Origin of the sequence: Ralstonia sp. Ralssp110 (genome assembly GCF_047325135.1) — a bacterium.
GTDB classification, from domain to species: domain Bacteria; phylum Pseudomonadota; class Gammaproteobacteria; order Burkholderiales; family Burkholderiaceae; genus Ralstonia; species Ralstonia mojiangensis.
Window position 1 is genome coordinate 2,692,181 of the sequence record NZ_CP168610.1, and the last position, 22,498, is coordinate 2,714,678.

Genomic DNA, 22,498 nt, shown 5'->3' on the forward strand with positions numbered 1-22,498 from the left:
TTGGCCTGAGGGGCGAGCCGTCTCCTGTACGAGTTGGGTGATTTGTTATTTGTAGAAAGCATAGATTGACGGTCTTTTCTTGACAAAGACCATGTGAACATACAAACCTATGCTGACACGGCATATCTCAACGCAAGCATGGACATCCGAGAACTCAAGAGCTTCATTCGCGTGGCGCGTGCCGGCAGTTTCAGCCGTGCAGCCGCCGAGCTGTACATCGCGCAACCGGCGCTGAGCCGGCAGATTGCAAAACTGGAGACCGAGATTGGCGTGCCGCTGCTGGTTCGGCATGGCCGGGGCGTCCGGCTCACCTCGGCGGGCTCGCGTCTGCTGGAGCGCGCTGAAATGATCACGCACCTGCTCAGCGAAACCAGCGAAGACGTACGTGCCAGCGCCGACGAGGAGCGCGGGCATCTGGCCGTTGGCCTGCCGCCGACCATGGGCGCGCTGATCGGCGCCGATCTCGTCCAGGACTTTCGGGCGCAGTGGCCGCGGGTGTCACTGCACGTGCGAGAAGGCCTGAGCAGCTCGCTGCAGGAGTGGGTGCTGGACCGGCGTGTTGACCTTGCCGTCGTCTACAACCAGCCGCCGCTGGATGCGTTCCACGTACGCCCGTTGTTCAGCGAGCCCATGATCCTCGTGGGACCGCCCGGCTCAGAGGCTGACAAGCGCGAATACCAGATCCGCGACTTGGCGACCCTTCCGCTGATCTTGCCCGGCCTGCCGCACAGCAACCGGCGCCTGGTCGAACAGGCGGCGATCCAGCACGGTGTGCGCCTGCGCATCGCCCTGGAGGTCGACAGCGTGTCGCTGACGAAGCAATTGGTGAAATCCGGCGCCGGCTATTCGATCCTCACCTACATCGCGATCAAGGAGGAGATCGCGCGTGGTGAACTCGTGGCGCATCGCATCGGCCGCCCCGGCATCCGTTCGAGCGTGGCGATCACGACCTTGCGCGAGAATCCCCCTTCCCGCTTTGCCGCTGCCTGGACCGCCATGCTGCAAGACAGGCTCAAGCAATTCATTGCGTCGGAATCGTGGAAAGCCGATGTGGTCTGGCCGAAGGACGGTGCTCACTGACCAGGCCGTCTCACGGCCAAAAAAAAACGCCAACCCGCGATGGGTTGGCGTTTTGCTTGGGGTATGACCGAATCAGTCGATCAATGAATCAGTGGAACTGGTTCATCGTGTTGTCCTTACCCGCAGCCTTCAGCGCTGCTTCGCCGCTGAAGTATTCCTTGTGGTCGTCGCCGATGTCCGAGCCCGACATGTTCTGGTGCTTGACGCAGGCGATGCCTTGGCGGATTTCCTTGCGCTGCACGCCAGCCACGTAACCGAGCATGCCCTGGTCGCCGAAGTATTCCTTGGCCAGGTTGTCGGTCGACAGCGCGGCGGTGTGATACGTCGGCAGCGTGATCAGGTGGTGGAAGATGCCGGCTTCGCGCGACGCATCGGCCTGGAACGTGCGGATCTTCTCGTCGGCGAGCTTCGCCAGTTCGCTGTCGTCGTATTCCGTGCTCATCAGTTGGCCGCGCTCGTAGGCCGACACATCCTTGCCGGCTTCCTTCATCGCGTCATACACCTGCTGACGGAAGTTCAGCGTCCAGTTGAACGACGGGCTGTTGTTGTACACCAGCTTGGCGTTCGGGATGACCTTGCGGATTTCGCTCACCATGCCGCCAATCTGGGCGATGTGCGGTTTTTCGGTTTCGATCCACAGCAGGTCTGCGCCGTTTTGCAGCGAGGTGATGCAATCCAGCACGCAACGCGCTTCGCCCGTGCCGGCACGGAACTGGAACAGGTTGCTCGGCAGGCGCTTCGGACGCAGCAGCTTGCCATCGCGCTTGATGACGACATCACCGTTGCCCAGTTGGTCGGCCGACAGTTCTTCGCAATCGAGGAACGCGTTGTACTGGTCGCCCAGGTCGCCCGGCGTGTTCGTCACGGCGATCTGCTTGGTCAGGCCGGCGCCCAGCGAATCGGTACGGGCGACGATGATGCCGTCGTCCACGCCCAGTTCCAGGAACGCATAGCGGATCGCGCGGATCTTCGCCAGGAAGTCCTCATGCGGCACGGTGACCTTGCCATCTTGGTGGCCGCACTGCTTCTCATCTGACACCTGGTTTTCGATCTGGATGCAGCAGGCGCCCGCTTCGATGAACTGCTTGGCCAGCAGGTACGTGGCTTCTGCGTTGCCGAAACCAGCGTCGATGTCGGCAATGATGGGCACCACGTGGGTCACGTGGTTGTCGATCTTTTCCTGGATGGCGGCCTTGGCAGCGGCGTCTTTGGCAGCGTCCAGTTCGCGGAACAGGCCCCCCAGTTCACGGGCGTCGGCCTGGCGCAGGAACGTGTACAGCTCGCGGATCAGCGCGCTGACAGAAGTCTTCTCGTGCATCGATTGATCCGGCAGCGGGCCGAACTCCGAGCGCAGCGCAGCGACCATCCAGCCCGACAGGTACAGGTAGCGGCGTTCGGTGCTCTTGAAGTGCTTCTTGATGGAAATCATCTTCTGCTGGCCGATGAAGCCGTGCCAGCAACCGAGCGACTGCGTGTACTTCGACGGATCGGCGTCGTAGGCGGCCATGTCCGCGCGCATGATCTTGGCGGTGTACTTGGCGATGTCCAGACCCGTCTTGAACTTGTTCTGCGCGCGCATGCGGGCCGCGTACTCGGGGTTGATCGCGTTCCATGCGCTGCCGTAGGTTTCTTTCAAACCGGCAACTGCCTTGATGTCGTCTTGATACTGGGCCATGTCAATTTCCTGGAAATAAAGCGCGTTTGAGAAGAATCGGTTGCGTGTGCAGCTCCGGAGTTCGAAGCGAGCAGCGTGGATTTATTGTAGGTCGGCTTTGACGCGTCGCAGCAAGGTCTTATATAAGACATAAGAGTTAGTTTTTCTTTATTTTTCAAAGAGATAGACAACAAATTTTGCGATGCGGAACGTGTTTTCAGCAAACGGGAAGGCGATGCCAGAGAAATTCCGCGCAAATTCCGTAATGTGAAATGGACTTTCAGGTGCCGGGGGCTGTAAGTGCGGAGGGCGCGCAGGGGAGGAAACGCGTGTTTGCCTGGGCCGAGCGATACCAACGATGCCAGTTGCCTGGCTGGCTTGGCGCCTTCACTATTGTTTGCCGCTGAACGACAGAAGGCGGCCGTCCCGGCACCTTCATCCGCCCATCAAAAAGGAAGACTCTATGCCCGCTCCGGCCTATGACGTTGTCGTGTTTGGCGCCACCAGCTTTGTCGGCCAGATCCTGACCCGCTACCTGGCCGAACACTTTTCGGGCGATGGAGAAACGCTGCGCTGGGCCATTGCCGGCCGATCGGAAGCGAAGTTGCTGGACGTCAAGCGTTCGCTAGGCGCGGCGGCTGAGTCCCTCCCGATCCTCGTGGCGGACGCTGCGAATGAAGCTCAGTTACGGGCACTGTGCGCGCAGACTCGCGTGGTGGTCTCCACGGTTGGCCCCTACGCGCTGTACGGCGAGCCCTTGATCAAGGTCTGCGCCGAAAGCGGGACAGACTACTGCGACCTCACCGGCGAGACCCAGTGGATCAAGCGCATGATCAACAAGTATGAGGCGACAGCGCAGCAGTCTGGGGCACGCATCGTGCATTGCTGCGGCTTCGACTCGGTGCCGTCGGACATGGGTGTCTACTTCCTCCAGCAACAAGCCATGCGGCAATGGGGTACGCCCGCCACGCAGGTGAAGTTGCGCGTCAAAACGCTCAAGGGCAGTGCATCTGGCGGCACTGTGGCCAGCCTGATCAACGTCGTGCAAGAAGCCGCTGCCGACCCCGCCTTGCGCCGGGAACTGGCCGATCCTTACGCCCTCTGCCCCCCGGGCCACGGCTTCACGGCACGCCAGCGCTCGATCAAGGGCGCGGCATTCGACGCCGATTTCGACGTGTGGATTGCGCCCTTTGTCATGGCGGCCATCAACGAGCGCGTGGTGCACCGCTCCAACGCCTTGTCCGGCAACGCGTATGGCAACCCATTCACCTACGACGAAGCGGTGATCACCGGGGCGGGCCTGAGCGGTCGTTTGAAAGCCGTGACGATGGTGGCCGGTCTGGGTGCCTTCATGCTCGGCATTGTCATCAAGCCCGCTCGCATGGCGATGCAGCGTTTTCTGTTGCCCAAACCCGGCGAAGGCCCTACGCCTGCGGCGCAACTGGCAGGCCGCTATGACCTGCGGCTCTTTGGCCGCACCGATCAAGGAAACACCTTGCGGGTGAAGGTGACAGGGGATCGCGACCCCGGCTATGGCTCGACCGGCAAGATGCTGGGCCAGGCTGCCGCCAGCCTCGCGCTGGACCACGTGAAAGACGACGGCACCAAGACCGGGCGCCCGGGCGGTTTCTGGACACCGGCCACGATGTTTGATGACCGATTCATCGAGCGCCTGACCCGCCACGCAGGTCTGCGGTTCGAGCGGATATAAGCGCGATGGGCCGCCCGCCGGGCCGAAGCTTCATTCGTTCTGCCCGCGCGCAAAGATGTCCCAGCTGGCCATGAAGAGCGCAGCGACCAGCGGCCCGATCACAAAACCGGTGATGCCGAACAACTCCATACCGCCGAGCGTCGAGATCAGCACGACCCAGTCGGGCATCTTGGTGTCCTTGCCGACCAGCAACGGGCGCAGCAGGTTGTCGACCAGGCCGATGACGCCACCGCAAAAGGCGACCAGGATCACGCATTTCCAGATCGCGCCCACCATCAGGAAGTAGAGCGCGACCGGAATCCACACAAGGCTGGCGCCAATCGCGGGCAGCAGTGACAGGAAAGCCATCAGTGCGCCCCACAGCACCACGCCGTCAATGCCGAGGAACCAGAAGATGAGCCCGCCGAGCGCGCCCTGCACCAGCGCGACGGCAATGTTGCCTTTCACGGTGGCCCGCACGACGGTCGTGAACTTGGTCAGCAGCAGACGCTTGTGCTCTTCGTCCATCGGCAGCGCGCGGCGCACGCGGCGGCCGATCTCGGCGCCATCGCGCAGCAGGAAGAACACCATGTACAGCATCACGCCAAAACCGACCACGAACTGGAACGTGTTCTGCCCGATGCTCAGCGCCTGCGCGGCGGCAAACTGGCTGATCTGCGCAGCCCCGTCGGCGAGCTTCCTCTGGATGCCGGCAATGTTGGTCAGCCCGGCTTTTGCAAGCAGTTGCTGCACCCATGTGGGCAGCGCATGAACCGCTTCCGAAAGGTAGCGCGAGTAATTCGGCTGGGCGCTCTGGATTTCCTGATAGGCAACCCCGATTTCCTGCACGATGGTCGCCGTCACAAAGATGACGGGCAGGATCACGATCAGGATGATCAGGGTGAGCGTGGTGAGCGCGGCGAGATTGCGCCGCTTGTCCATCCGGGCGACCAGCGCGCGCTGCACGGGCTGGAACAGGATGGCCAGGATGACGCCCCAGAACACCGCGCCAAAGAACGGCGAGAGGATCCAGCACAGCCCGAGCGTGACGACAAACAGCAGGAGGGAGAAGAATTTCTGGTGGCCGTTTCCGCTATCCATGGATTGCTTTCGCTTGAAGGTGACGTCTGAAGGGCCCGAGCAGGATCTGGGCCAAGGCAATGAAATCCGAGTATGCCCGCGCAACCGCGGTTGTCATAGGGGCGACCGGCCGGGCAGATAGGCTTGCGAAGCCAGCCGAAAACCAGCGCCCGCACAGCCGAACAACCCCGATGCCGGGCGGGCTACGGCGACGAGGATTGCCGGCTATAGTCCTCTCACCCCATCAACCGAACGGAGCACAACGTGGTATTCGAAATGGCTCACATCGATATTCTCGTCGGCAAGCAACGCGAGTTTGAAGCCGCCGTCCAGCAAGCCTTGCCGCTGTTTGCTCGCGCCAAGGGCTGCCACGGCGCCGAGTTGCACCACATCGTCGAGCGCGACACCAGCTACGTACTGCTCGTGCGCTGGAACACCGTAGAAGACCATATGGTCGATTTTCGCGAATCCGCCGACTTCCAGGAATGGCGCAAGCTGGTGGGGCCATTTTTCGCGAAGGCGCCGGAGGTCGTGCACTCCAAGGTTGCGGTGAAATAATCGGCCCCAATCAGCCCCAGTCGGCCCTGAGCGGCCCACCAGCGTCATTCAATTCCCTAGGGCACGAGATGCGTGCGGCGCGGCCCGGACGCCCGCCTCTCGTGCCATACCGAGGCAACGACCTGACCGCCTCGGCACCTTTTCAGTGCTCCGGCCTGAACATCCCGCAAGAATCCTTTTGCATTTGTTTGCAGTGCCCCCACGCGGCGCGGGTCCAATGGCACGGTAAAGAAGCCCCCGATGCTGCCGTTAGCCACAGATGTGCACTGCATGCGCAGCAACAAGCGCGGGCACCTGTGCAACCCATCTGCAACTGCCTCCCGGCTCTGCCAAACCGCCCGCCAAGACGCTCTACCACTTCGTCATGTCTTCTGAAACGTCGATGGACAGGCGCTTTGGCGCCAGCGTCGCCATCGTCCTCGTTCCGGTGTTGTCGCTATCGTGCTGGCTGCTGGGCTACGCGTGGCTGGCATACGGCCGCGCCGACGATGCCGCCCGCAGCGTCCAGGCGCTGCGCATGACGTTGTTGGCCATGGAGAAGGTTTCAGCCGAACGCGGCCCGACCAACGGCGTGCTGGGCGAAGACTTGCCGCTGCCCGCCGAGCGCAAGGCGGCCCTGCAACGCATGCGCGCCGCCAGCGATGAACACGTCGCCCAATTGCTCGACGCCCTGAGCCCCGAACATTGCCCAGGCTGTGAAGCCGACATCACCGCCGCGCGCCACGCCCAAACGCATCTGGCCGCTGCGCGCGCCAACATCGACCGGCTGACCGCACTGCCGCTGCGCTCGCGCAGCAGCAACGACCTGGCCGACGGCGTGAACCGCATGATCGCGGTGATCCCCGACTTCCTGCCCATCGTCAACGCGCGCACGGCCAACATCACGCGGGGCGATCCCGACGTGCTCAATTGCCTGACGCTTGCGCGGCTCTCGGCCGATCTGCGTGAATACGCGGGCCAGCTCGGTTCGCGCTTTACCGGTGCGCTGGCCATGCACCGCACGCTCACGTTTGAAGAGCAGCTTGCCATCGAACGCACCCAAGGCCGCATCGACCAACTGCGCAGCATGATCGAGACCCGCGTGGGTGCGCAATCAGCATTGAACCAGCACGCCGTCACCACGCTCGGCGCACAGTACTTCGGCGACGGGCTGCGCTATGTGGCCGCCGTGCGCGCCAAAGCCAGCCAGCCCGGTGGCGTCGATATCCCCCCCGCCGCATTCGCCGAGCGCTATGTACCCACCATGCGCGCCATCACGGATTTCCGCGACATCGTGCTGCGCCTGGCGGATGACGACATCCGCGAACATCGGCGCGCGATGCTGCTGGTGCTCATCGGCTCGGCAGGCGCGGTGGTGTCGGTACTCGGCGCACTGGCATGGATGACGGTTTCGTTCCGCCGCAACGTGGTGGGGCCGTTTGTCAACGCCACGCGGCTGATCGACGGGATTGCGCGCGGCAACTTGAGCGTGCATATCCCGACCGGCTTTGCACGGCGCGAGATCCGCGCGATGTTCGAGGCGATCCGGGTGCTGCGCATCAATAGCATCGAGCGCCGCCGGCTGGAGCTGGAACGCGCGCACCTGATGCAGGAACTCGCACGCATGGCCGAGACCGACCCGCTCACCCAGCTGCTCAACCGCCGCGCCTTTGAAGACCGGGCCAGCGCGATGTGCAAATCGCCGCAGCCGAAAGCGCGGCTCGTTGCGCTCATCATGTTCGACATCGACCACTTCAAGCGCATCAACGATACGTACGGCCATGCCGTCGGAGATGAAGCGCTGCGCACCGTTGCAAGCCTGTGCCGCGCCGCGGGCCCATCCGCCGACATGGTGGCGCGCATCGGCGGCGAAGAATTCGCGGTGATGGTGTGGGCGGATAACCTGGCGCAGGCGCGCGCGGTGGCGGATCATCTGCGCCATCGCATTGCCGAGGTGACGGTGCCCACCGGCACCGATCTGCCATGCCGCATGACGGCCAGCTTTGGCGTGGCGGCAGCGGCCGCATCAGATGGCCCTGAACTGGAGCCGCTGCTGCGACGGGCAGACCATCTGCTCTATGCCGCCAAGCTGGCGGGACGCAACTGCGTGATGACAGACCGCCCGCCTGCGTCGCCAGACGTAGCGGTTGCGGCGGATTGATGCGCCGGGCGCGCTAGGCCTGATTGGCGCGCCGATACTCCGCGGGCGCCTTGCCGACAAGGCGGCGGAAGTCACGCGTGAAATGGGCCTGGTCAAAGTAGCCAAGCCGCTGCGCAAGTTCAGCCAGATCGACTTCCGCGCCGTTGGCAAGCTGGTCCGCGGCTTCATGCAAGCGGTATCGGCGGATCACCCACTTGGGTGTCACACCCACATACTCAGAGAACAATTGCTGGAGCGTGCGTTCGCTCATGCCGGCACGCTCGGCCAGGTCGCGCACCTGGGTCAGGCCCGCGTCCTGGTGAAGCGACTGCAAGATGCTGTGGATGCGCTCAACCTGCGGATCGGGTGGCGGCAACACGCGCAGCAGCAGCATTTCTGCGGCAGACACCATGCCGGCGTCGTCACACGCGCTGAGCACGATCTCTTCTGCCTGCGCATCATCAATACCAAGCACTTCGGAAACCGGCATGGTCTTGTCGGTCAGCAAACGCACCGGCTTGCCGAAGAACGCGCGAAAGGCACCAGGCCGAAAACGCATGCCGATCACGCGGCCCGTCTCGGCCAATGTGGTTGCGAACGTGCCCGACACCACGCCAAAGACAGCGGTCTGCCGACGATCGAAGACGGCGTTCACGCACGGATACGGCAGCGTGCGCTGCGTATAGGGCGGCTGGCCGCGCAAGTCCCATTCGACTATCCAGTGATGATCGAGCACGCCGGCCAGCGCGGCACACGGCTCGTAACGGTTCAGGCGGAAACGCTGGCGAAATGCCAACGGATCGACCACGCCCTTTGGCTTGGAGGCAACGTCACGTAGATCGGTCATGGAAGCGGCGTCCGCGAAAACAATGCCGCGATGATGCACCGCCGCAGCGGATTTTTCCAAGACGGAGGCAAGCCTTGCGCCTACAGTGGCGCTCTTTCCTCATCCGTTTCCATCGAACACGGAGCCGACGATGCCCCAAGACCGCCACCTGATCCTTTACCACTCGCCGCGCAGCCGCTCGCGGGGCGCGCGCATGCTGCTCGAAGAACTCGGCGCCGACTACGAGGTGCATGCCTTCGACCTGACCACGGGCCAACACAAGACGCCAGCGTTCCTCGCAATCAATCCGCTGGGAAAAGTGCCGACACTGCGCCATGGCGATGCGGTCATCACCGAGCAAGTCGCGGTGTATCTGTATGCGGCCGAGCTGTATCCGGAGGCCGGGCTGTCGCCGGCGGTGGGCGACCCGCTGCGCGGCGCGTATCTGCGATGGATGGCGTTCTACGGTTCGTGCTTCGAGCCAGCCGTCGTCGACCATTCAATGGGCCGCGCGCCAGCCGCGTATTCGACCTCGCCTTATGGCGATTTCGACACCGTCATTGCCGCGATCAACGCACAGCTGGCCAAAGGGCCCTACTTCCTCGGCGAGCGCTTCACGGCGGCAGACGTGCTCTGGGGCGCCGCACTGGACTGGATCACGATGTTCAAGCTGATGCCCGAGACGCCCGTGGTGCGCGCGTATATCGACCGCATCCTGGCACGGCCTGCGGTCCAGCGCGCACGGGCAGCAGACCTCGCGCTGGCGGAAGAACAGGACAAGGCCAAGGCGGCCGCCAGCGCGGCCGCTCCCCAGGCCTGAGCCCGGTTCAGTGCGACAGGCGGAACTGCCCCACGGCCTCGTTCAGGTTGTGGGCCTGCTCTTCCAGCGACTCCGCAGCGGCCGCCGCCTGCTCCACCAGCGCTGCGTTCTGCTGCGTCACCTGGTCCATCTGATTGACGGCCTGGTTGACCTGCTCGATGCCGCTGCTCTGCTCTTCCGACGCCGACGAAATCTCGCCCATGATGTCGGTCACGCGCTTCACCGCATCGACGATCTCCGCCATCGTCACGCCGGCCTGATCCACCAGCGCCGTGCCGTTGCTCACACGATCCACCGAGTCGTGAATCAGCGCCTTGATTTCCTTCGCCGCGCCCGCCGAGCGCTGCGCCAGGCTGCGCACTTCGCTGGCCACCACCGCAAAGCCGCGGCCTTGTTCGCCGGCACGCGCGGCTTCCACCGCAGCGTTCAGCGCCAGGATGTTGGTCTGGAATGCAATGCTTTCGATCACGCCGATGATGTCGGCAATCTTCTTGCTGCTTTCGTTGATGCCGCCCATGGTCTGCACGACCTGGCCGACCACGTTGCCGCCGCGCGTGGCAACGTCCGACGCCGTCACGGCAAGCTGGCTGGCCTGACGCGCGTTGTCGGCGTTCTGCTTCACGATGCTCGTGAGCTCTTCCATGCTCGACGCCGTTTCTTCCAGCGAGCTGGCCTGTTCTTCCGTGCGCTGCGAGAGATCTGCATTGCCGGCAGCAATTTCCTGCGCGGCCGAGCGCACCGAGTCGCTGCCCAGGCGAATCTGCTGCATCACCGCCGTCAGCTTGTCGGCAAACGTGTTGAACGAGCGGGCGATCTGCGCGACTTCGTCTTCGCCATCTGAGGGCAGACGCTTGGTGAGGTCACCGCTGCCCGAGCCGATGTCGTCCATCGCATCGCGGATCATCGACAGGCGGCGGAACGCACGCGAAGTCATCGCACCGACGATCAACGCAGCAACAATCGCCACACCCACCAGCGCGCCAATCGACGTCATCACCAGCGAACGCATGCCGGCCGTGGCGTCGGACTTGTCCAGCGCCACCACCAGGCCCCAGTCGGTGCCCTTTACGCCCTGGCGGTAGAGCAGTTTGGATGCGCCATCCACCGACACTTCCACCGGCTTCTCCGCCTGCGCCAGCGATGCCAGCGTGGCTTCGTTCAGGCCTGCCGACAGATCGGTCGCCGGCTTGAGCGTGAGCTTGTCATTCGGGTGCGCGACGATCTTGCCGGCCGCGTTGACGAGGAAGCCGAAGCTGGCCGGTGTCGGATGAATGGCCTTCACGTTGGCGATCACGCTGTCCATCGCCACGTCGCCGCCGATCACGCCTTTGAGCGTGCCGCCTTCCAGGATGGGCACGGCGAAGGTCACGACGAGCTGGCCGGTGCTCGCGCTCACGTACGGCGGCGTCACCACGGGCTTGCCGGCCTCCACCGCCTGCTTGTACCAGGGGCGTGCAGTCGGGTCATACGTCGGCGGAATGCCTTCGGGGTTCGAGAACTTGTACGACTTGTCGGGGTAGCCGACATAGACGTTGATGAAGCCGCCAGCCTTGTGCACGGCCTTGAAGACCGGAATCGGATCGGCAGACACCGCCACTTCTTGCAACGACACCACCATCTGCGTCTTGGACGCCACCCAGTCGTCGATGCCGGCGATGTGGCCGCGCGCGACGGACTGCAGGTTCTGGCGGATGGACTCGTCGTTGTACGAGCGCGTTACGAGATAGTTGAGACCGCCAGCGAAGGTCAATGCGCCGACCACGATGGCAACGCAGGTCAGCAAAATGCGAGTACGGATGGATGCAAGCACGGTATGGTTTCCTACTACGAGGCCCATGGCAGGGATTCCACCATGTAAGGCATGCGGCACACGGCCCTGTCGGCCTGCCGTCGCACATGAAACGGCCGTCGTAAGGAAATCTGAAGTCTGATGTGCATGACATGACTTCGCTGTCACGTTGCCTCAGCAGGCAACGTTCTACAATCGCCCTTCCTACGCTGCCCAAGTCGGGCGAGCTGCACTTCAAGAAAAGGAATGCGCCATGAAAACCAAAGCCGCCATCGCCTGGAAAGCCGGTGCTCCGCTCACCGTGGAAGAAGTCGACCTGCAAGGCCCGCGCGCCGGTGAGGTGCTCGTCGAGATCAAGGCGACCGGCATTTGCCATACCGATTACTACACGCTCTCGGGCGCCGACCCGGAAGGCATCTTCCCGGCGATCCTCGGCCATGAAGGCGCGGGCGTCGTGCTGGAGGTGGGCGCAGGTGTCACATCGTTGAAGGCCGGCGACCACGTGATCCCGCTTTACACGCCGGAATGCCGCCAGTGCAAGTTCTGCCTGTCGCGCAAGACGAACCTGTGCCAGGCCATTCGCGCCACCCAGGGCAAGGGCCTGATGCCGGACGGCACGTCGCGTTTCTCGCTCGACGGCAAGCCGCTGTTCCACTACATGGGCACGTCAACGTTTGCGAATCACATCGTGGTGCCGGAGATTGCACTGGCAAAGATCCGCCCCGATGCGCCGTTCGACAAGGTCTGCTACATCGGCTGCGGCGTTACCACGGGCGTGGGCGCAGTGGTCTACACGGCCAAAGTGGAAGCCGGCGCCAACGTGGTCGTGTTCGGTCTGGGCGGCATCGGGCTGAACGTGATCCAGGGCGCGAAGATGGTGGGTGCAGACAAGATCATCGGCGTGGATCTGAACCCCGCACGTGAAGCCATGGCACGCAAATTCGGCATGACGCACTTCATCAACCCGAATGATGTGGACAACGTGGTCGACCACATCATCCAGCTCACCGACGGCGGCGCGGATTACTCGTTCGAATGCATCGGCAACACGAAGGTCATGCGTCAGGCGCTGGAGTGCTGCCACAAGGGCTGGGGCCAATCGATCATCATCGGCGTGGCCGAGGCGGGCGCGGAGATCAGCACGCGCCCGTTCCAACTCGTGACGGGTCGTGAGTGGAAGGGTTCCGCCTTCGGTGGCGCACGTGGCCGCACGGACGTGCCGAAGATCGTCGACTGGTATATGGAAGGCAAGCTCAACATCGACGACCTCATCACGCACACGCTGCCGCTGGAGCGCATCAACGAGGGCTTCGAGCTGATGAAGCGCGGTGAGTCGATCCGTTCGGTCGTGCTGTATTGAATCTCGAGGATGGAGCCACGCAATGACGATCCCGGTACCGGCACTTGAACTGCTTTCCGAGCATGCCTGCTTTGGTGGCGTGCAGCGTTTCTATCGGCATGCCTCGACGGCGATCGGGCTGCCGATGCGCTTCTCGGTCTACCTGCCGCCGCAGGCGTTGGAAGGCACGCGCTGCCCCGCGCTGTTCTATCTGGCGGGTCTGACGTGCACGGAAGAGACGTTTGCCATCAAGGCCGGTGCGCAACGTGTGGCAGCACGCGAAGGCCTCATCCTCATCGCGCCCGACACCAGCCCTCGCGACGCGAACATCCCCGGTGAAACCGACAGTTGGGATTTCGGCATCGCCGCCGGCTTCTACCTAGACGCCACGCAGGCGCCGTGGCGCGAGCACTACCGCATGGAAAGCTACATTGCCGACGAGCTGCACCACATCGCCCGCGTGGCTTTTCCGGTGGCGCCGGGGCGCATCGGCATCTTCGGGCATTCGATGGGCGGCCACGGCGCGTTGACGCTGGCCTTGCGTCATCGGGAACGCTTTGCTTCGGTCTCCGCGTTTGCGCCCATCGCGCATCCGTCGGTGTGCCCGTGGGGCATCAAGGCGTTCACCGGGTATCTCGGGGACGATCGCACCGCCTGGGCAGCGCACGACGCCACGGAGTTGATGCGGCAGGCGTCTTGCCCGTTCCCGGGCGGCATCCTGGTCGATCAGGGCGAGGCCGACAAATTTCTGGCAGAGCAGCTGTACCCGGATGACTTTGCCGCCGCGTGCGCTGCAGCCGGGCAGCCGCTGCAACTACGTCGCCACCCGGGCTACGACCACGGCTACTACTTCATCGAGACCTTCATCGAAGACCACCTGCTGCATCACGCAGCACAACTGCGTTAGCAGCAGGTAAATGCGGGGCCAGGCTAGCGGCTGCCGCCACCGGCACTGCCGCCCGCCGCCCCACCGGCGCCTCCGGTACCGGCACCAGCGCCCCCTGAACCCGCAGCACCACCGCCACTACCGCCGCCCGGCGCGCCCATCGACCCGCCCGTGCCTGGTGCGCCTACACCCACTCCACCCGAGCCGCCGCCGGTTGCACTGCCGGTTGAATCGTTGGCACTGCCGCCATATCCACCGCTCGAACCCGAGCGCATATTGCCGGCCCGCCCTTGCTTGCCGGTGGCGTTGCGGTTGCGGGTGGCATCCCGACCGCCGTTGGCCGAACTGCCGTTGACAGCGGTACCCCCCGTGCCCGTTGCAGTTGTGCCGGTGTCGGTACCACCCGCCGGAGACATGCTGCTGCCAGCCGTGCTGTTGGATTGGGCTGCCCCCGTTTGGGCATACGCCGCTGCGGTACCGCCCGCCAACGCCAACGCGATGACTAGAGAAGATGCACGGAGATACGTCATGAAATGCTCCTTTGAGATTGGGAATGTGCCCTTCCACCTCAGCAAGGCCCGTTCCGCCGTCACGCCATGCAATATCGAGTGTGCCGATTGGCGGGATATTTGCTTGTGACCGTGCGTCAAAATGAGGAAGCCCGCACTCAGCTATACATTCAACGGTGTATGTATAATCGCCTGCCCCACTGTCGGTGCGCCGCCGCATGCGTCTGCAACGCTGCCGGCCCACCTTCAGCCCGACGATGGAGCTGTAAACCGTGAAACTCCCCTTCCCGCTGCCCCCGTCATGGCGTGCAGCGGGCGACACCCCCGACGCCAAGGCCGCCCCGGTCGCGCAGCCCCTTCCTGGCGATCCAGATGCCTGGATCGCATGCGAGCACTGCGACACCCTGCATCGCCACGAAGTCATTGCATTGGATGAAGAAGCGCATTGCACGCGCTGCGGCGTCAAGCTGTACCGCAACCAGAGCGAGCGGCTCTCGGTACTGCTGCCGCTGGTGCTGACGGGCCTCATCGTCTACATCGTCGCCAACATCTTCCCGATTGCCGAGATGAACGGCGGCGGCAACCGGCACGCCACCACGCTGTGGGGCGCCATCGTGGCGCTGTACGACTACGACATGCTCTTCGCTGCCGTACTGGTGGCACTCACCACGGTCTTCTTCCCGCTGATGTACATGTCAGTGCTGGCGCCGCTGCTCATTGCGCGATTGCGTGGGCGGCAGCATCCGGCCGCGGCGCTGGTGCTGCGCACCGCAGCGCTGATCCGCCCGTGGGCGATGGTCGAGATCTTCATGCTGGGCGTAGTGGTGGCGCTCATCAAAGTGGCGCGCATGGTGTCGCTTGAAGCCGATGCGGGCTTGTGGGCGTTTGCCGCGCTCACCGTGTTCCTGACTGTGGCGTTGTCGATCGACCTGCGACCGTTCTGGCGCGAGATTGGGTTGACGCTGCCACCGGGTTCGCAAGTCGACGCCCCCACCGGCATGGACGCCGCCGCCCGCCCCGGCGAGGACCGCCCATGAACAGCGTCACCACCCCTGCACCGGCCCAGCCGGCTCAAGAGGCTCGCCCGCTGCGGGCCGCCGCACAAGGCCTGGTGACATGCGAGCGCTGCGGCCTGCTGGCGCGCATGCCCCACGCGTCGGCCGCCACCCAAGCGGTGCTCACGCACGAAGACGCACCTGACGAGACCATCGCAGCGCCGGTCTGCCCGCGCTGCATGTCGCCCATGCACGTGCGCAAGCCCGACAGCCTGGCGCGCTGCTGGGCACTCCTGCTTGCGGCTGCCGCCATGTACCTGCCCGCCAACCTGCTGCCCGTGATGATTACCGACACCCTGCTCGGCACGCAGCAGGACACCATCATGAGCGGGATCGTCTATCTCTGGACGTCAGGCTCGTGGCACCTGGCCATCATCGTGTTCATCGCAAGCTTTCTGGTGCCGTTGGCCAAGCTCGGCATCCTGGCGGTGCTGTGCCTCTCGGTGCAGCAACGCTGGCGCTGGAATCCGCGACTGCGCACGCGCCTGTATGCGCTGGTCGAGATCATCGGCCGGTGGTCGATGCTCGATGTGTTTGTGGTGACGCTGCTCGCAGGGCTTGTGCATCTGTCGACGCTGGCCATCATCAAACCCGGCCCTGGTGTCGGCCCTTTTGCCGCCGTGGTGGTGCTGACCATGTTCGCCGCCCGCTGTTTTGATCCCCGCCTGATCTGGGACGTCATCGACGAGCCCGATCCCGAAGAGACCGATGTATGACCGACCCCGTCGATAACGAAAACATTCCCGCGCCGCGCCGCACGAAGCGCAAACGCTGGCTGCCCTCACTGATCTGGCTGGTGCCGATCGTGGCGCTGATGGTGGGCGCCACGCTCATGGCGCGCGTGATCCTGGCGCGCGGCGCGCAAGTGACCGTCACATTCAGCTCGGCCGAGGGCATCGAAGCAGGCAAGACGCGCGTGAAGTTCAAGAGTGTCGATATTGGCGTGGTCAAGGCAGTGGGCCTCACCGACGACCGGTCGGGTGCCGTGGTACTGATCGAACTCACCCATGACGGCAAGGCGTTCGCCGCATCGGATACGCGCTTCTGGGTGGTGCGCCCGCGCGTTGCAGCCGGCAGCATCTCGGGGCTCGGCACGCTGCTCTCCGGGGCGTACATCGGCGTGGATGGCGGCCGCTCGCAGGAGAAGAAATCCAGCTTCAAAGGCCTCGACACACCGCCGGCCATCTCCGCTGATGCACCCGGCAAGCAGTTCACCCTGCACGCGCCCGACCTGGGCTCGCTCGATATCGGTGCGCCGGTGTATTTCCGCCGCGTGCGCGTGGGCCAGGTCACCGCGTATGACATCGACACCGACGGCAAGGGCGTGACGTTGCACATCTTCGTCAACGCGCCGTTCGACAAGTTTGTGGCACGCGGCACGCGGTTCTGGAATGCCAGCGGCATCGACCTGAAGCTCGACGCCAGCGGGTTGAAGGTCGATACGCAATCGCTGCTGACCGTGGCGCTTGGCGGCATCGCGTTCCAGACGCCCGAAGAAGCCGATCACCAGCCGGCCGCCTCCGACGCCGAGTTCCAGCTCGTGCGCAACGAAACCGCGGCGCTGAAGGACCCGGAACACCTCTCGCAGACCGTGGTGATGTACTTCCACCGCTCGCTGCGGGGCCTCAACGTGGGCGCACCGGTGGAGTTCAAGGGCATCAACGTGGGCGAGATCAAGTCGATCGGCATCCACTACAGCAAGAAGCGCCACGAGTTCGTGCTGCCCGTGACGGCCACGCTGTACCCCACGCGCTTCGGCATGGACATCCGCGACGACAACCCGCAGCACGCCTCCGAAGACGTCCGCACGCAGTTCGACGTGCTGGTGAAGAATGGCATGCGCGCACAGTTGAAGAGCGCGAGCCTGCTGACGGGCCAGCAGTTCGTGAATCTCGACTTCATCGACGCGGCCGAACGCGACAAGACCCCGCCGCGCTTCGGCATGCGCGATCGTGACGGCGCGTATGTGTTCCCGACCGCAGACAATCCCACCGACGACATCGAGGCGCAGATCGCCGGCATCGTCAAGAAGCTCAACAAGGTACCGTTCGAGCAGATCGGACAGGATGTCCACCGCACGCTGACGACGCTCGACGCCACGCTCAAGCAGACCGAGCAACTGGCCAAGACGGTCAACAGCGACCTCGCCCCGCAGATGAAGGAAACGCTGGCCGAGGCGCGCCGCACGCTCGATTCTGCGCGCCAGGTCTTCTCCGACGATGCCCCGCTGCAACGCAACGCGCGCGACACGCTGGAACAAGTGGCCAAGGCCGCCGCGTCCGTGCGCGTGCTGACCGATTATCTGGACCGCCACCCGGAAGCGCTGATCCGCGGCAAGGCAAAGGACGCGCAATGATGCCGATGCAAACGACGATGCTGTCTTCTTCTCTTCGCCTGGCCGGCGCCGCTGCCGTGGCGCTGCTGGTTGGCGCGTGCGCTTCGCCCGAGCCGACGTTGCATACGCTGTCAGTGCGCCCCGAAACAACGGATACCGGCCGTTTCCAGCGCGCCTTCCGCCTCTCGGGTGTGCGGGTACCCGATCGCCTGGACAAGCCGCAGATCGTGCTGCGTACGTCCGACAGCGAAGTGGTGGCGCTTGAGCAGCAACGCTGGGCCGCGCCGTTCGGTTCGGAACTGCGCGATGCGCTGTCTGCGAACCTGGCGACGACGCTGTCTGCGGTTGACGTGGGAAGTGCCGCCGCGCCGGCAGGCGTGCCGCTCTTCCGCATCGGCGCCGAAATGCGCAGCTATGACGCGCGGCCCGGCCAGGGCGTGACGGCACTGGTGACGTGGCGCGTATCGCGCGATGCGGCCACCCAAGGCGCGAGCCCCGTCGCGCTCACCTGCCAGACGACGCTGGCCATGCCCGTGAATGCGCAACCTGCCGGTACGGATGCGAATGCAGGCGTCAATGCGGTGGTGTCCTCCACGCAACGCCTCGTGCAGCAGTGGTCGCAACAGATTGCGCAGAGCGTGCAGGGTCTTGAATCGCCTTCCGCTGTGCCGGCGTGGTGCCGGTAGGTCGATCGATCAGCGCTCGGCCAGTTCCTGCGTGAGCCGGCCGAGCGTGGCAAGCGCCGCTTCAAGGTTGGCCGAAGGCGGCAGCCCGAAGCAGATGCGGAAGTAATGATCGAAGCGGTTCAGGTTCGAGAACATTGTCCCCGGTGCAATCCGGATGCCCTGCGCCAGCGCCGCATCGAACAGTTCCACCGACGACACGTTGGCGGGCAGTTCCACCCACATCGCCAGCCCGCCCGAGGGCACCGACAACCGCGTGCCGGCGGGAAAGCATCCCGCAATCGATTCGGCCATGCGTTCGCGCTGCTCGCGCAACGTCTGGCGCAGCGTGCGCAGGTGCCGGTCATACGCCCCCGACGCGATAAAGCGCCCCGCCAGCACCTGCGACCACGAATCGTTAGGCCGCGACTGCGCAAACTTCAGCATCTGCACGCGGCCCTGCCAGCGGCCGGCCGCCATCCAGCCCAGGCGCAGGCCGGGTGCCAGCACCTTGCTCAATGACGCGCAATAGATGACGTTGCCTGTGCGGTCCCACGCCTTGAGGGCCTTGAGCGGCGTGGGACTGTCGCCCAGTGCGCTGTAGGTATCGTCTTCAATGAGGGCGATGCGATTAGCGTCGCAAAAAGCCGCCATCCGGCGCTTGGCCGAGTCCGGCATGATGCTGCCGAGCGGATTCTGCAGGTTGGGCACCACCACTACGGCGCGGATATTTCCATAGGCCTGCACCGCCATCTCCAGCGCTTCGAGCGACATGCCGGTGCGAGGGCTGGTAGGAATTTCCACCGCGCGCATGCCCAGGCTTTCCAGCACCTGCAGCAGCCCGTAGTAGGTGGGCGATTCCACTGCCACCGTATCGCCTGGCTGCGCCACCGCGCGCAGGGCCAGGTTCACCGCCTCGATACAGCCGTGGGTGACGATCACGTCGTCTGGGGCAACCCGCACGCCCATATCGAGCGCACGGCGCGCCACGGCCGTCTGCAATTCGGGATGGCCGTTTGGAATGACCGACTGCGTCAGCAGCAGCGGATACCGCCGCAGCACCTGCGAGGCAATCCGGTTGAGCGCCGCCGCCGGGTACAGCGCGGCCGCCCCGCTTGCCCCCGACAGATCGACGTGCACCGCGGCCTGCTGCCCACGCGCCACGATGGCCGACACGCGCGCATGCACGCCCACGTAGGCGGCAGGATCGGGCGTGGAGACTTCGGGCTCCTTGACCGGTGCGAGCAAGGCGCGGCGCGGCTGGCGCACGAAGTAGCCCGAGCGTTCGCGCGCCTCGAGCCAGCCTTCCGTCTCCAGATGCCGGCACACCTGCAGCGCAGTCGAGAGACTCACCGCGTGCGTGCGCATCAGCATGCGCACCGACGGCATGCGCTCACCCGGTGCCAGCACTCCGCTGCGGATCGCGCCAAGGTAATGATCGGCAAGCGTCCGGTATAGCGGCTGCGCGGGCGGGGAAGTCAACTCGGTGACGGACATGGCGGCGAGGGGGCGGCGACAGGCGGCAAGGAGGGTCCAGCACATCATGCCGGCAAGACCGCCACCGCAACAGATACAGACGACGTCAAACTGTACCGCAACAGATTGTCACAAGGCACGGCTGTTGCCCCGCACTTTGCCGGTTCTGTCTCTATTGAGAGTAGGGTCGTGTGCCTACGCTGGAGCCATGTTCAGGAGATCGACATGACTGCAACGACACCCGCATCCGAACCAGAAAGGCTGACGCTTCGCCCCGGACAAGCCGGCCTGCACTGGCTCCCCGCTGGAGCCACACTGGTAGCACTGGAGGGCAGCTTGCACCTGACACCTCCATCGCGCTCAATTGCAACAGCGCGGCACACCCTTGGCACCGGCCACGCGCATGTTGTGGAAACGTCCGGGTGGTGGCACCTGCATGCCGACAGGCACAACGGCGCGCATGTGCACATCGTGGCTGCGGCCGCTGGCACACGACGCCCGGCACGGCCGGCGATATGGCGTTGGCTTGCGAACGTCATTCAGCCGCGCCAGACCTCTCGCGGCTGAAATGACGATGTGACGTGTTACCGCCGCGCGTCTGGCTTGTCCCGAGGCACGTCGGGGCGTTTCCCGTCGTCCGACCGGATAGACGCGTTTTCGAAATCACCCGGGTCTTCCTCGCCTACGCCGCTTTCACTTGGGATGGCCGGCGCCACGGGCCGAGCGGTGTCGCCCGCAGGCGCTCTGGCTTTGTCATCGCCACGAGGCTTCTGGGTGGCGGTCATGGCTGCTTCCGACTGTTCTGATGCTGCCCCAGACGCTGCTGGTTCTGCGGCAATTGCCCTTCCTGTGCGGCGGCGCGGCCATCCTCGGCAGGCGCCTGCATCGGACGTTTCGCCGACTGGTCCGGGCCGTGCTGCATTGATGTGCGCTCGGCACGGTCGGATTCAGCGCGGTCCTTGGCGGCACCCCGTTCTTGCCGGGCTTGGTCGCTGCGCTCACCCTTCTTGCCTTCGCTCTTTCGTTCCCCCGCTTTTTCCGCCGCGTGGGCGGCGGGCTTGTGCGGTTGCTGTGCGTGTTGCTTCATCGTCAGCCTCCTGGTTCGGTTTACGGACGAATCGCCCGTGCGAATTGCGTCGCAACCTGCGTGCCGCCGCACCAGTGCGCAGGCGTACGCCTGCGGCGCCCGGCGCAGGTATCCACCTTGCTGCACGTGCAGTGTCGCGCGTTGGCGCACAAGCACGCATGGAGAAACCACATGGCAACCAGCAACCTGTATCGCACCGGTGAAGCCCCTGCACAGACCGGCAAAGGTCACGGAACCGACGCACTCGGCCCCTCCGACAGTTCGGACTCGGGCAGCGACGTGGTCGGCGGCCCGGGCCTGGGCAGCGACGTTGAAGATCGATTTGACGAGGATCCCGCCGTGCACCCGCACGGCAATGCAGCCAACCGCACGGCCGGCGCAGACCTGGGAGATGTGAACCTCGACAGCGACACCGATTCCACCGGGACCGGCGAGCGTCGCGCGGCCGGGCACGAACCCGTCATACGCGAAGGCAGCGACCTGATGCCTGACGCCATACACGACATAAACCATCCCGAAGTCGACACACCCATCGACGACGAGGATTTTGAACACGCCACGGGCCTCGCCGGTGAAAACGACGACGCTGATGCTCCGGATGCGGTCGACCTGGACGAAGCGCCAATCGACCCGGAGCCCGGCAGCCGCGATGTACCGGTGCACTCGCCCACCGGTGGCGGCACGGATTGGTCTGACAACATGCGCCGCAGCCGCCCGACGTACAAGGGCAAGCGCGTGCCGGGCCAGCATCGCGGCTAAGCCGCATCGGATGAACGGACCGCGCCTGCACGCCAGCGCGGTCCGGTCTAGACTGGTGAACCGCCCTCGCAGCCCATGTGAGTTGCGCCGGCCGTCCGGCTCACCTTGAGCGAACTTCACGTCCCCTACCCAATGACCCGACTACGTCTCTCAGCCCGTACCGCTGCAGTTGTCACCGTCGTGACAGCGCTCTTCCCGCTGGCCGCGTCCGCGCAAAGTGCCGCTGCGCCCACGCGGGTGCGCGCCACCATCAATGCCGTCCACAGCACGGCTGTCGATGTGACCGATGCCTCCGGCAACAAGGCCACTGTGACGCTGCCGGTGGACCTCAACGTCACCCAGGTCGCGCCGATTGAACCGTCGGCCATTCGCGCCGGCAGCTATATCGGCACGGCGGCAGTCAAGCAGCCGGACGGCACATTGCGTGCGCTCGAAGTCCACGTGTTTCCGGAAGCCATGCGCGGCACCGGCGACGGCCACCGCTCCTACGACATGGGCCCAAACAGCAGCATGACCAACGGCACCGTCGAACAGGCAGGCGCCGTTACCGGGGCTCAGGGCCGCACGCTGTCGGTCAAATACAAGGATGGCGAGCAGCGCATCGTGGTGCCGCCGCAAGTACCGATCGTCACCTTCGAGCCGGGTCGGCGCGATGACCTGAAGGCCGGCGCGCACGTTGTCATGTTCGTGCGCGCCGATGCGCAAGGCACGCTGGTCGCGCAGCGCGTGCTGGTCGGCAAGGACGGCATGGTCCCGCCGATGTGATGACGATGT

20 protein-coding genes are annotated in these 22,498 nt (G+C 64.6%); 13 read left to right on the plus strand and 7 right to left on the minus strand.

Annotation, left to right across the window (positions count from 1 at the left end; translation table 11 throughout):
- Positions 1–138: 138 nt before the first annotated feature.
- Entirely contained in the window at positions 139–1,080 is a 942-nt protein-coding gene (locus tag ACEN9T_RS21560) for a LysR family transcriptional regulator (protein WP_413707010.1), read from the plus strand.
- Between the two features lie 88 nt (positions 1,081–1,168).
- Here ACEN9T_RS21560 and ACEN9T_RS21565 read toward each other — a convergent pair whose 3' ends face one another.
- Positions 1,169–2,755 carry an isocitrate lyase gene (locus ACEN9T_RS21565; protein WP_316853201.1) on the minus strand — a complete coding sequence of 529 codons (1,587 nt, stop codon included), beginning with the start codon at positions 2,753–2,755 and terminating at the stop codon, positions 1,169–1,171.
- Positions 2,756–3,197: 442 nt separating this feature from the next.
- Between ACEN9T_RS21565 and ACEN9T_RS21570 the strand changes: the two genes are divergently transcribed.
- The gene (locus ACEN9T_RS21570) at positions 3,198–4,445 is read left to right on the plus strand and encodes a saccharopine dehydrogenase family protein (protein ID WP_413707011.1); all 1,248 of its coding nucleotides are present in this window, start codon (positions 3,198–3,200) and stop codon (positions 4,443–4,445) included.
- A 30-nt stretch (positions 4,446–4,475) separates the two neighbouring features.
- Here the strand turns inward: ACEN9T_RS21570 and ACEN9T_RS21575 are convergent, their stop codons facing one another.
- Complete coding sequence (locus tag ACEN9T_RS21575; protein WP_092977176.1) at positions 4,476–5,525, minus strand: AI-2E family transporter; 1,050 nt, start codon at positions 5,523–5,525, stop codon at positions 4,476–4,478.
- Between the two features lie 255 nt (positions 5,526–5,780).
- Between ACEN9T_RS21575 and ACEN9T_RS21580 the strand changes: the two genes are divergently transcribed.
- On the plus strand, positions 5,781–6,062 hold the full coding sequence (locus ACEN9T_RS21580) for an antibiotic biosynthesis monooxygenase family protein (RefSeq protein ID WP_413707012.1): 282 nt from the start codon (positions 5,781–5,783) through the stop codon (positions 6,060–6,062).
- A 382-nt stretch (positions 6,063–6,444) separates the two neighbouring features.
- Positions 6,445–8,202, plus strand: a complete 1,758-nt coding sequence (locus ACEN9T_RS21585) for a GGDEF domain-containing protein (RefSeq protein WP_413708495.1) — start codon at positions 6,445–6,447, stop codon at positions 8,200–8,202.
- 13 nt (positions 8,203–8,215) lie between these two features.
- Here ACEN9T_RS21585 and ACEN9T_RS21590 read toward each other — a convergent pair whose 3' ends face one another.
- A complete protein-coding gene (locus ACEN9T_RS21590) occupies positions 8,216–9,028 on the minus strand; it encodes a DUF6597 domain-containing transcriptional factor (protein ID WP_413707013.1) in 813 nt (270 codons plus the stop codon).
- Between the two features lie 130 nt (positions 9,029–9,158).
- Between ACEN9T_RS21590 and ACEN9T_RS21595 the strand changes: the two genes are divergently transcribed.
- Positions 9,159–9,827: a glutathione S-transferase family protein gene (locus ACEN9T_RS21595; RefSeq protein ID WP_413707014.1), complete on the plus strand. Its 669-nt coding sequence runs from the start codon at positions 9,159–9,161 to the stop codon at positions 9,825–9,827.
- 7 nt (positions 9,828–9,834) lie between these two features.
- Here ACEN9T_RS21595 and ACEN9T_RS21600 read toward each other — a convergent pair whose 3' ends face one another.
- Positions 9,835–11,637 (minus strand): methyl-accepting chemotaxis protein, encoded by a 1,803-nt coding sequence (locus ACEN9T_RS21600; protein WP_413707015.1) that lies wholly within the window; start codon positions 11,635–11,637, stop codon positions 9,835–9,837.
- A 232-nt stretch (positions 11,638–11,869) separates the two neighbouring features.
- On the opposite strand from ACEN9T_RS21600, the gene ACEN9T_RS21605 reads away from it, so the two are divergent.
- Positions 11,870–12,976, plus strand: a complete 1,107-nt coding sequence (locus tag ACEN9T_RS21605) for an S-(hydroxymethyl)glutathione dehydrogenase/class III alcohol dehydrogenase (RefSeq protein ID WP_260780148.1) — start codon at positions 11,870–11,872, stop codon at positions 12,974–12,976.
- Between the two features lie 22 nt (positions 12,977–12,998).
- Positions 12,999–13,862, plus strand: a complete 864-nt coding sequence (gene fghA, locus ACEN9T_RS21610; RefSeq protein ID WP_413707016.1) for an S-formylglutathione hydrolase — start codon at positions 12,999–13,001, stop codon at positions 13,860–13,862.
- A 23-nt stretch (positions 13,863–13,885) separates the two neighbouring features.
- Here the strand turns inward: fghA and ACEN9T_RS21615 are convergent, their stop codons facing one another.
- Complete coding sequence (locus ACEN9T_RS21615; protein WP_092973043.1) at positions 13,886–14,371, minus strand: hypothetical protein; 486 nt, start codon at positions 14,369–14,371, stop codon at positions 13,886–13,888.
- Positions 14,372–14,622: 251 nt separating this feature from the next.
- Here ACEN9T_RS21615 and ACEN9T_RS21620 point away from each other — a divergent pair, with 251 nt between their 5' ends.
- Genes ACEN9T_RS21620 through ACEN9T_RS21635 form a run of 4 tightly spaced genes read left to right on the plus strand, consistent with a single transcriptional unit; the run spans position 14,623 to position 18,426 of the window.
- Positions 14,623–15,387 (plus strand): paraquat-inducible protein A, encoded by a 765-nt coding sequence (locus tag ACEN9T_RS21620; protein WP_413707017.1) that lies wholly within the window; start codon positions 14,623–14,625, stop codon positions 15,385–15,387.
- Positions 15,384–16,121, plus strand: a complete 738-nt coding sequence (locus ACEN9T_RS21625) for a paraquat-inducible protein A (protein ID WP_092973045.1) — start codon at positions 15,384–15,386, stop codon at positions 16,119–16,121. Before ACEN9T_RS21620 ends, ACEN9T_RS21625 begins: the two co-directional genes overlap by 4 nt.
- The gene (locus tag ACEN9T_RS21630; protein WP_413707018.1) at positions 16,118–17,761 is read left to right on the plus strand and encodes an intermembrane transport protein PqiB; all 1,644 of its coding nucleotides are present in this window, start codon (positions 16,118–16,120) and stop codon (positions 17,759–17,761) included. The genes ACEN9T_RS21625 and ACEN9T_RS21630 overlap by 4 nt, the downstream gene beginning before the upstream one ends.
- On the plus strand, positions 17,758–18,426 hold the full coding sequence (locus tag ACEN9T_RS21635; protein ID WP_092973049.1) for a membrane integrity-associated transporter subunit PqiC: 669 nt from the start codon (positions 17,758–17,760) through the stop codon (positions 18,424–18,426). The genes ACEN9T_RS21630 and ACEN9T_RS21635 overlap by 4 nt, the downstream gene beginning before the upstream one ends.
- Positions 18,427–18,435: 9 nt before the next feature.
- On the opposite strand, the gene ACEN9T_RS21640 is transcribed toward ACEN9T_RS21635, so the two are convergent.
- Positions 18,436–19,899 carry a PLP-dependent aminotransferase family protein gene (locus tag ACEN9T_RS21640; protein ID WP_092973051.1) on the minus strand — a complete coding sequence of 488 codons (1,464 nt, stop codon included), beginning with the start codon at positions 19,897–19,899 and terminating at the stop codon, positions 18,436–18,438.
- 760 nt (positions 19,900–20,659) lie between these two features.
- Positions 20,660–20,965, minus strand: coding sequence for a hypothetical protein (locus ACEN9T_RS21645; RefSeq protein WP_413707019.1), 306 nt, complete (start codon positions 20,963–20,965; stop codon positions 20,660–20,662).
- Positions 20,966–21,136: 171 nt separating this feature from the next.
- On the opposite strand from ACEN9T_RS21645, the gene ACEN9T_RS21650 reads away from it, so the two are divergent.
- Positions 21,137–21,724, plus strand: coding sequence for a hypothetical protein (locus ACEN9T_RS21650; protein ID WP_092973059.1), 588 nt, complete (start codon positions 21,137–21,139; stop codon positions 21,722–21,724).
- Positions 21,725–21,856: 132 nt separating this feature from the next.
- Entirely contained in the window at positions 21,857–22,489 is a 633-nt protein-coding gene (locus tag ACEN9T_RS21655) for a hypothetical protein (RefSeq protein ID WP_413707020.1), read from the plus strand.
- Positions 22,490–22,498: the final 9 nt, after the last annotated feature.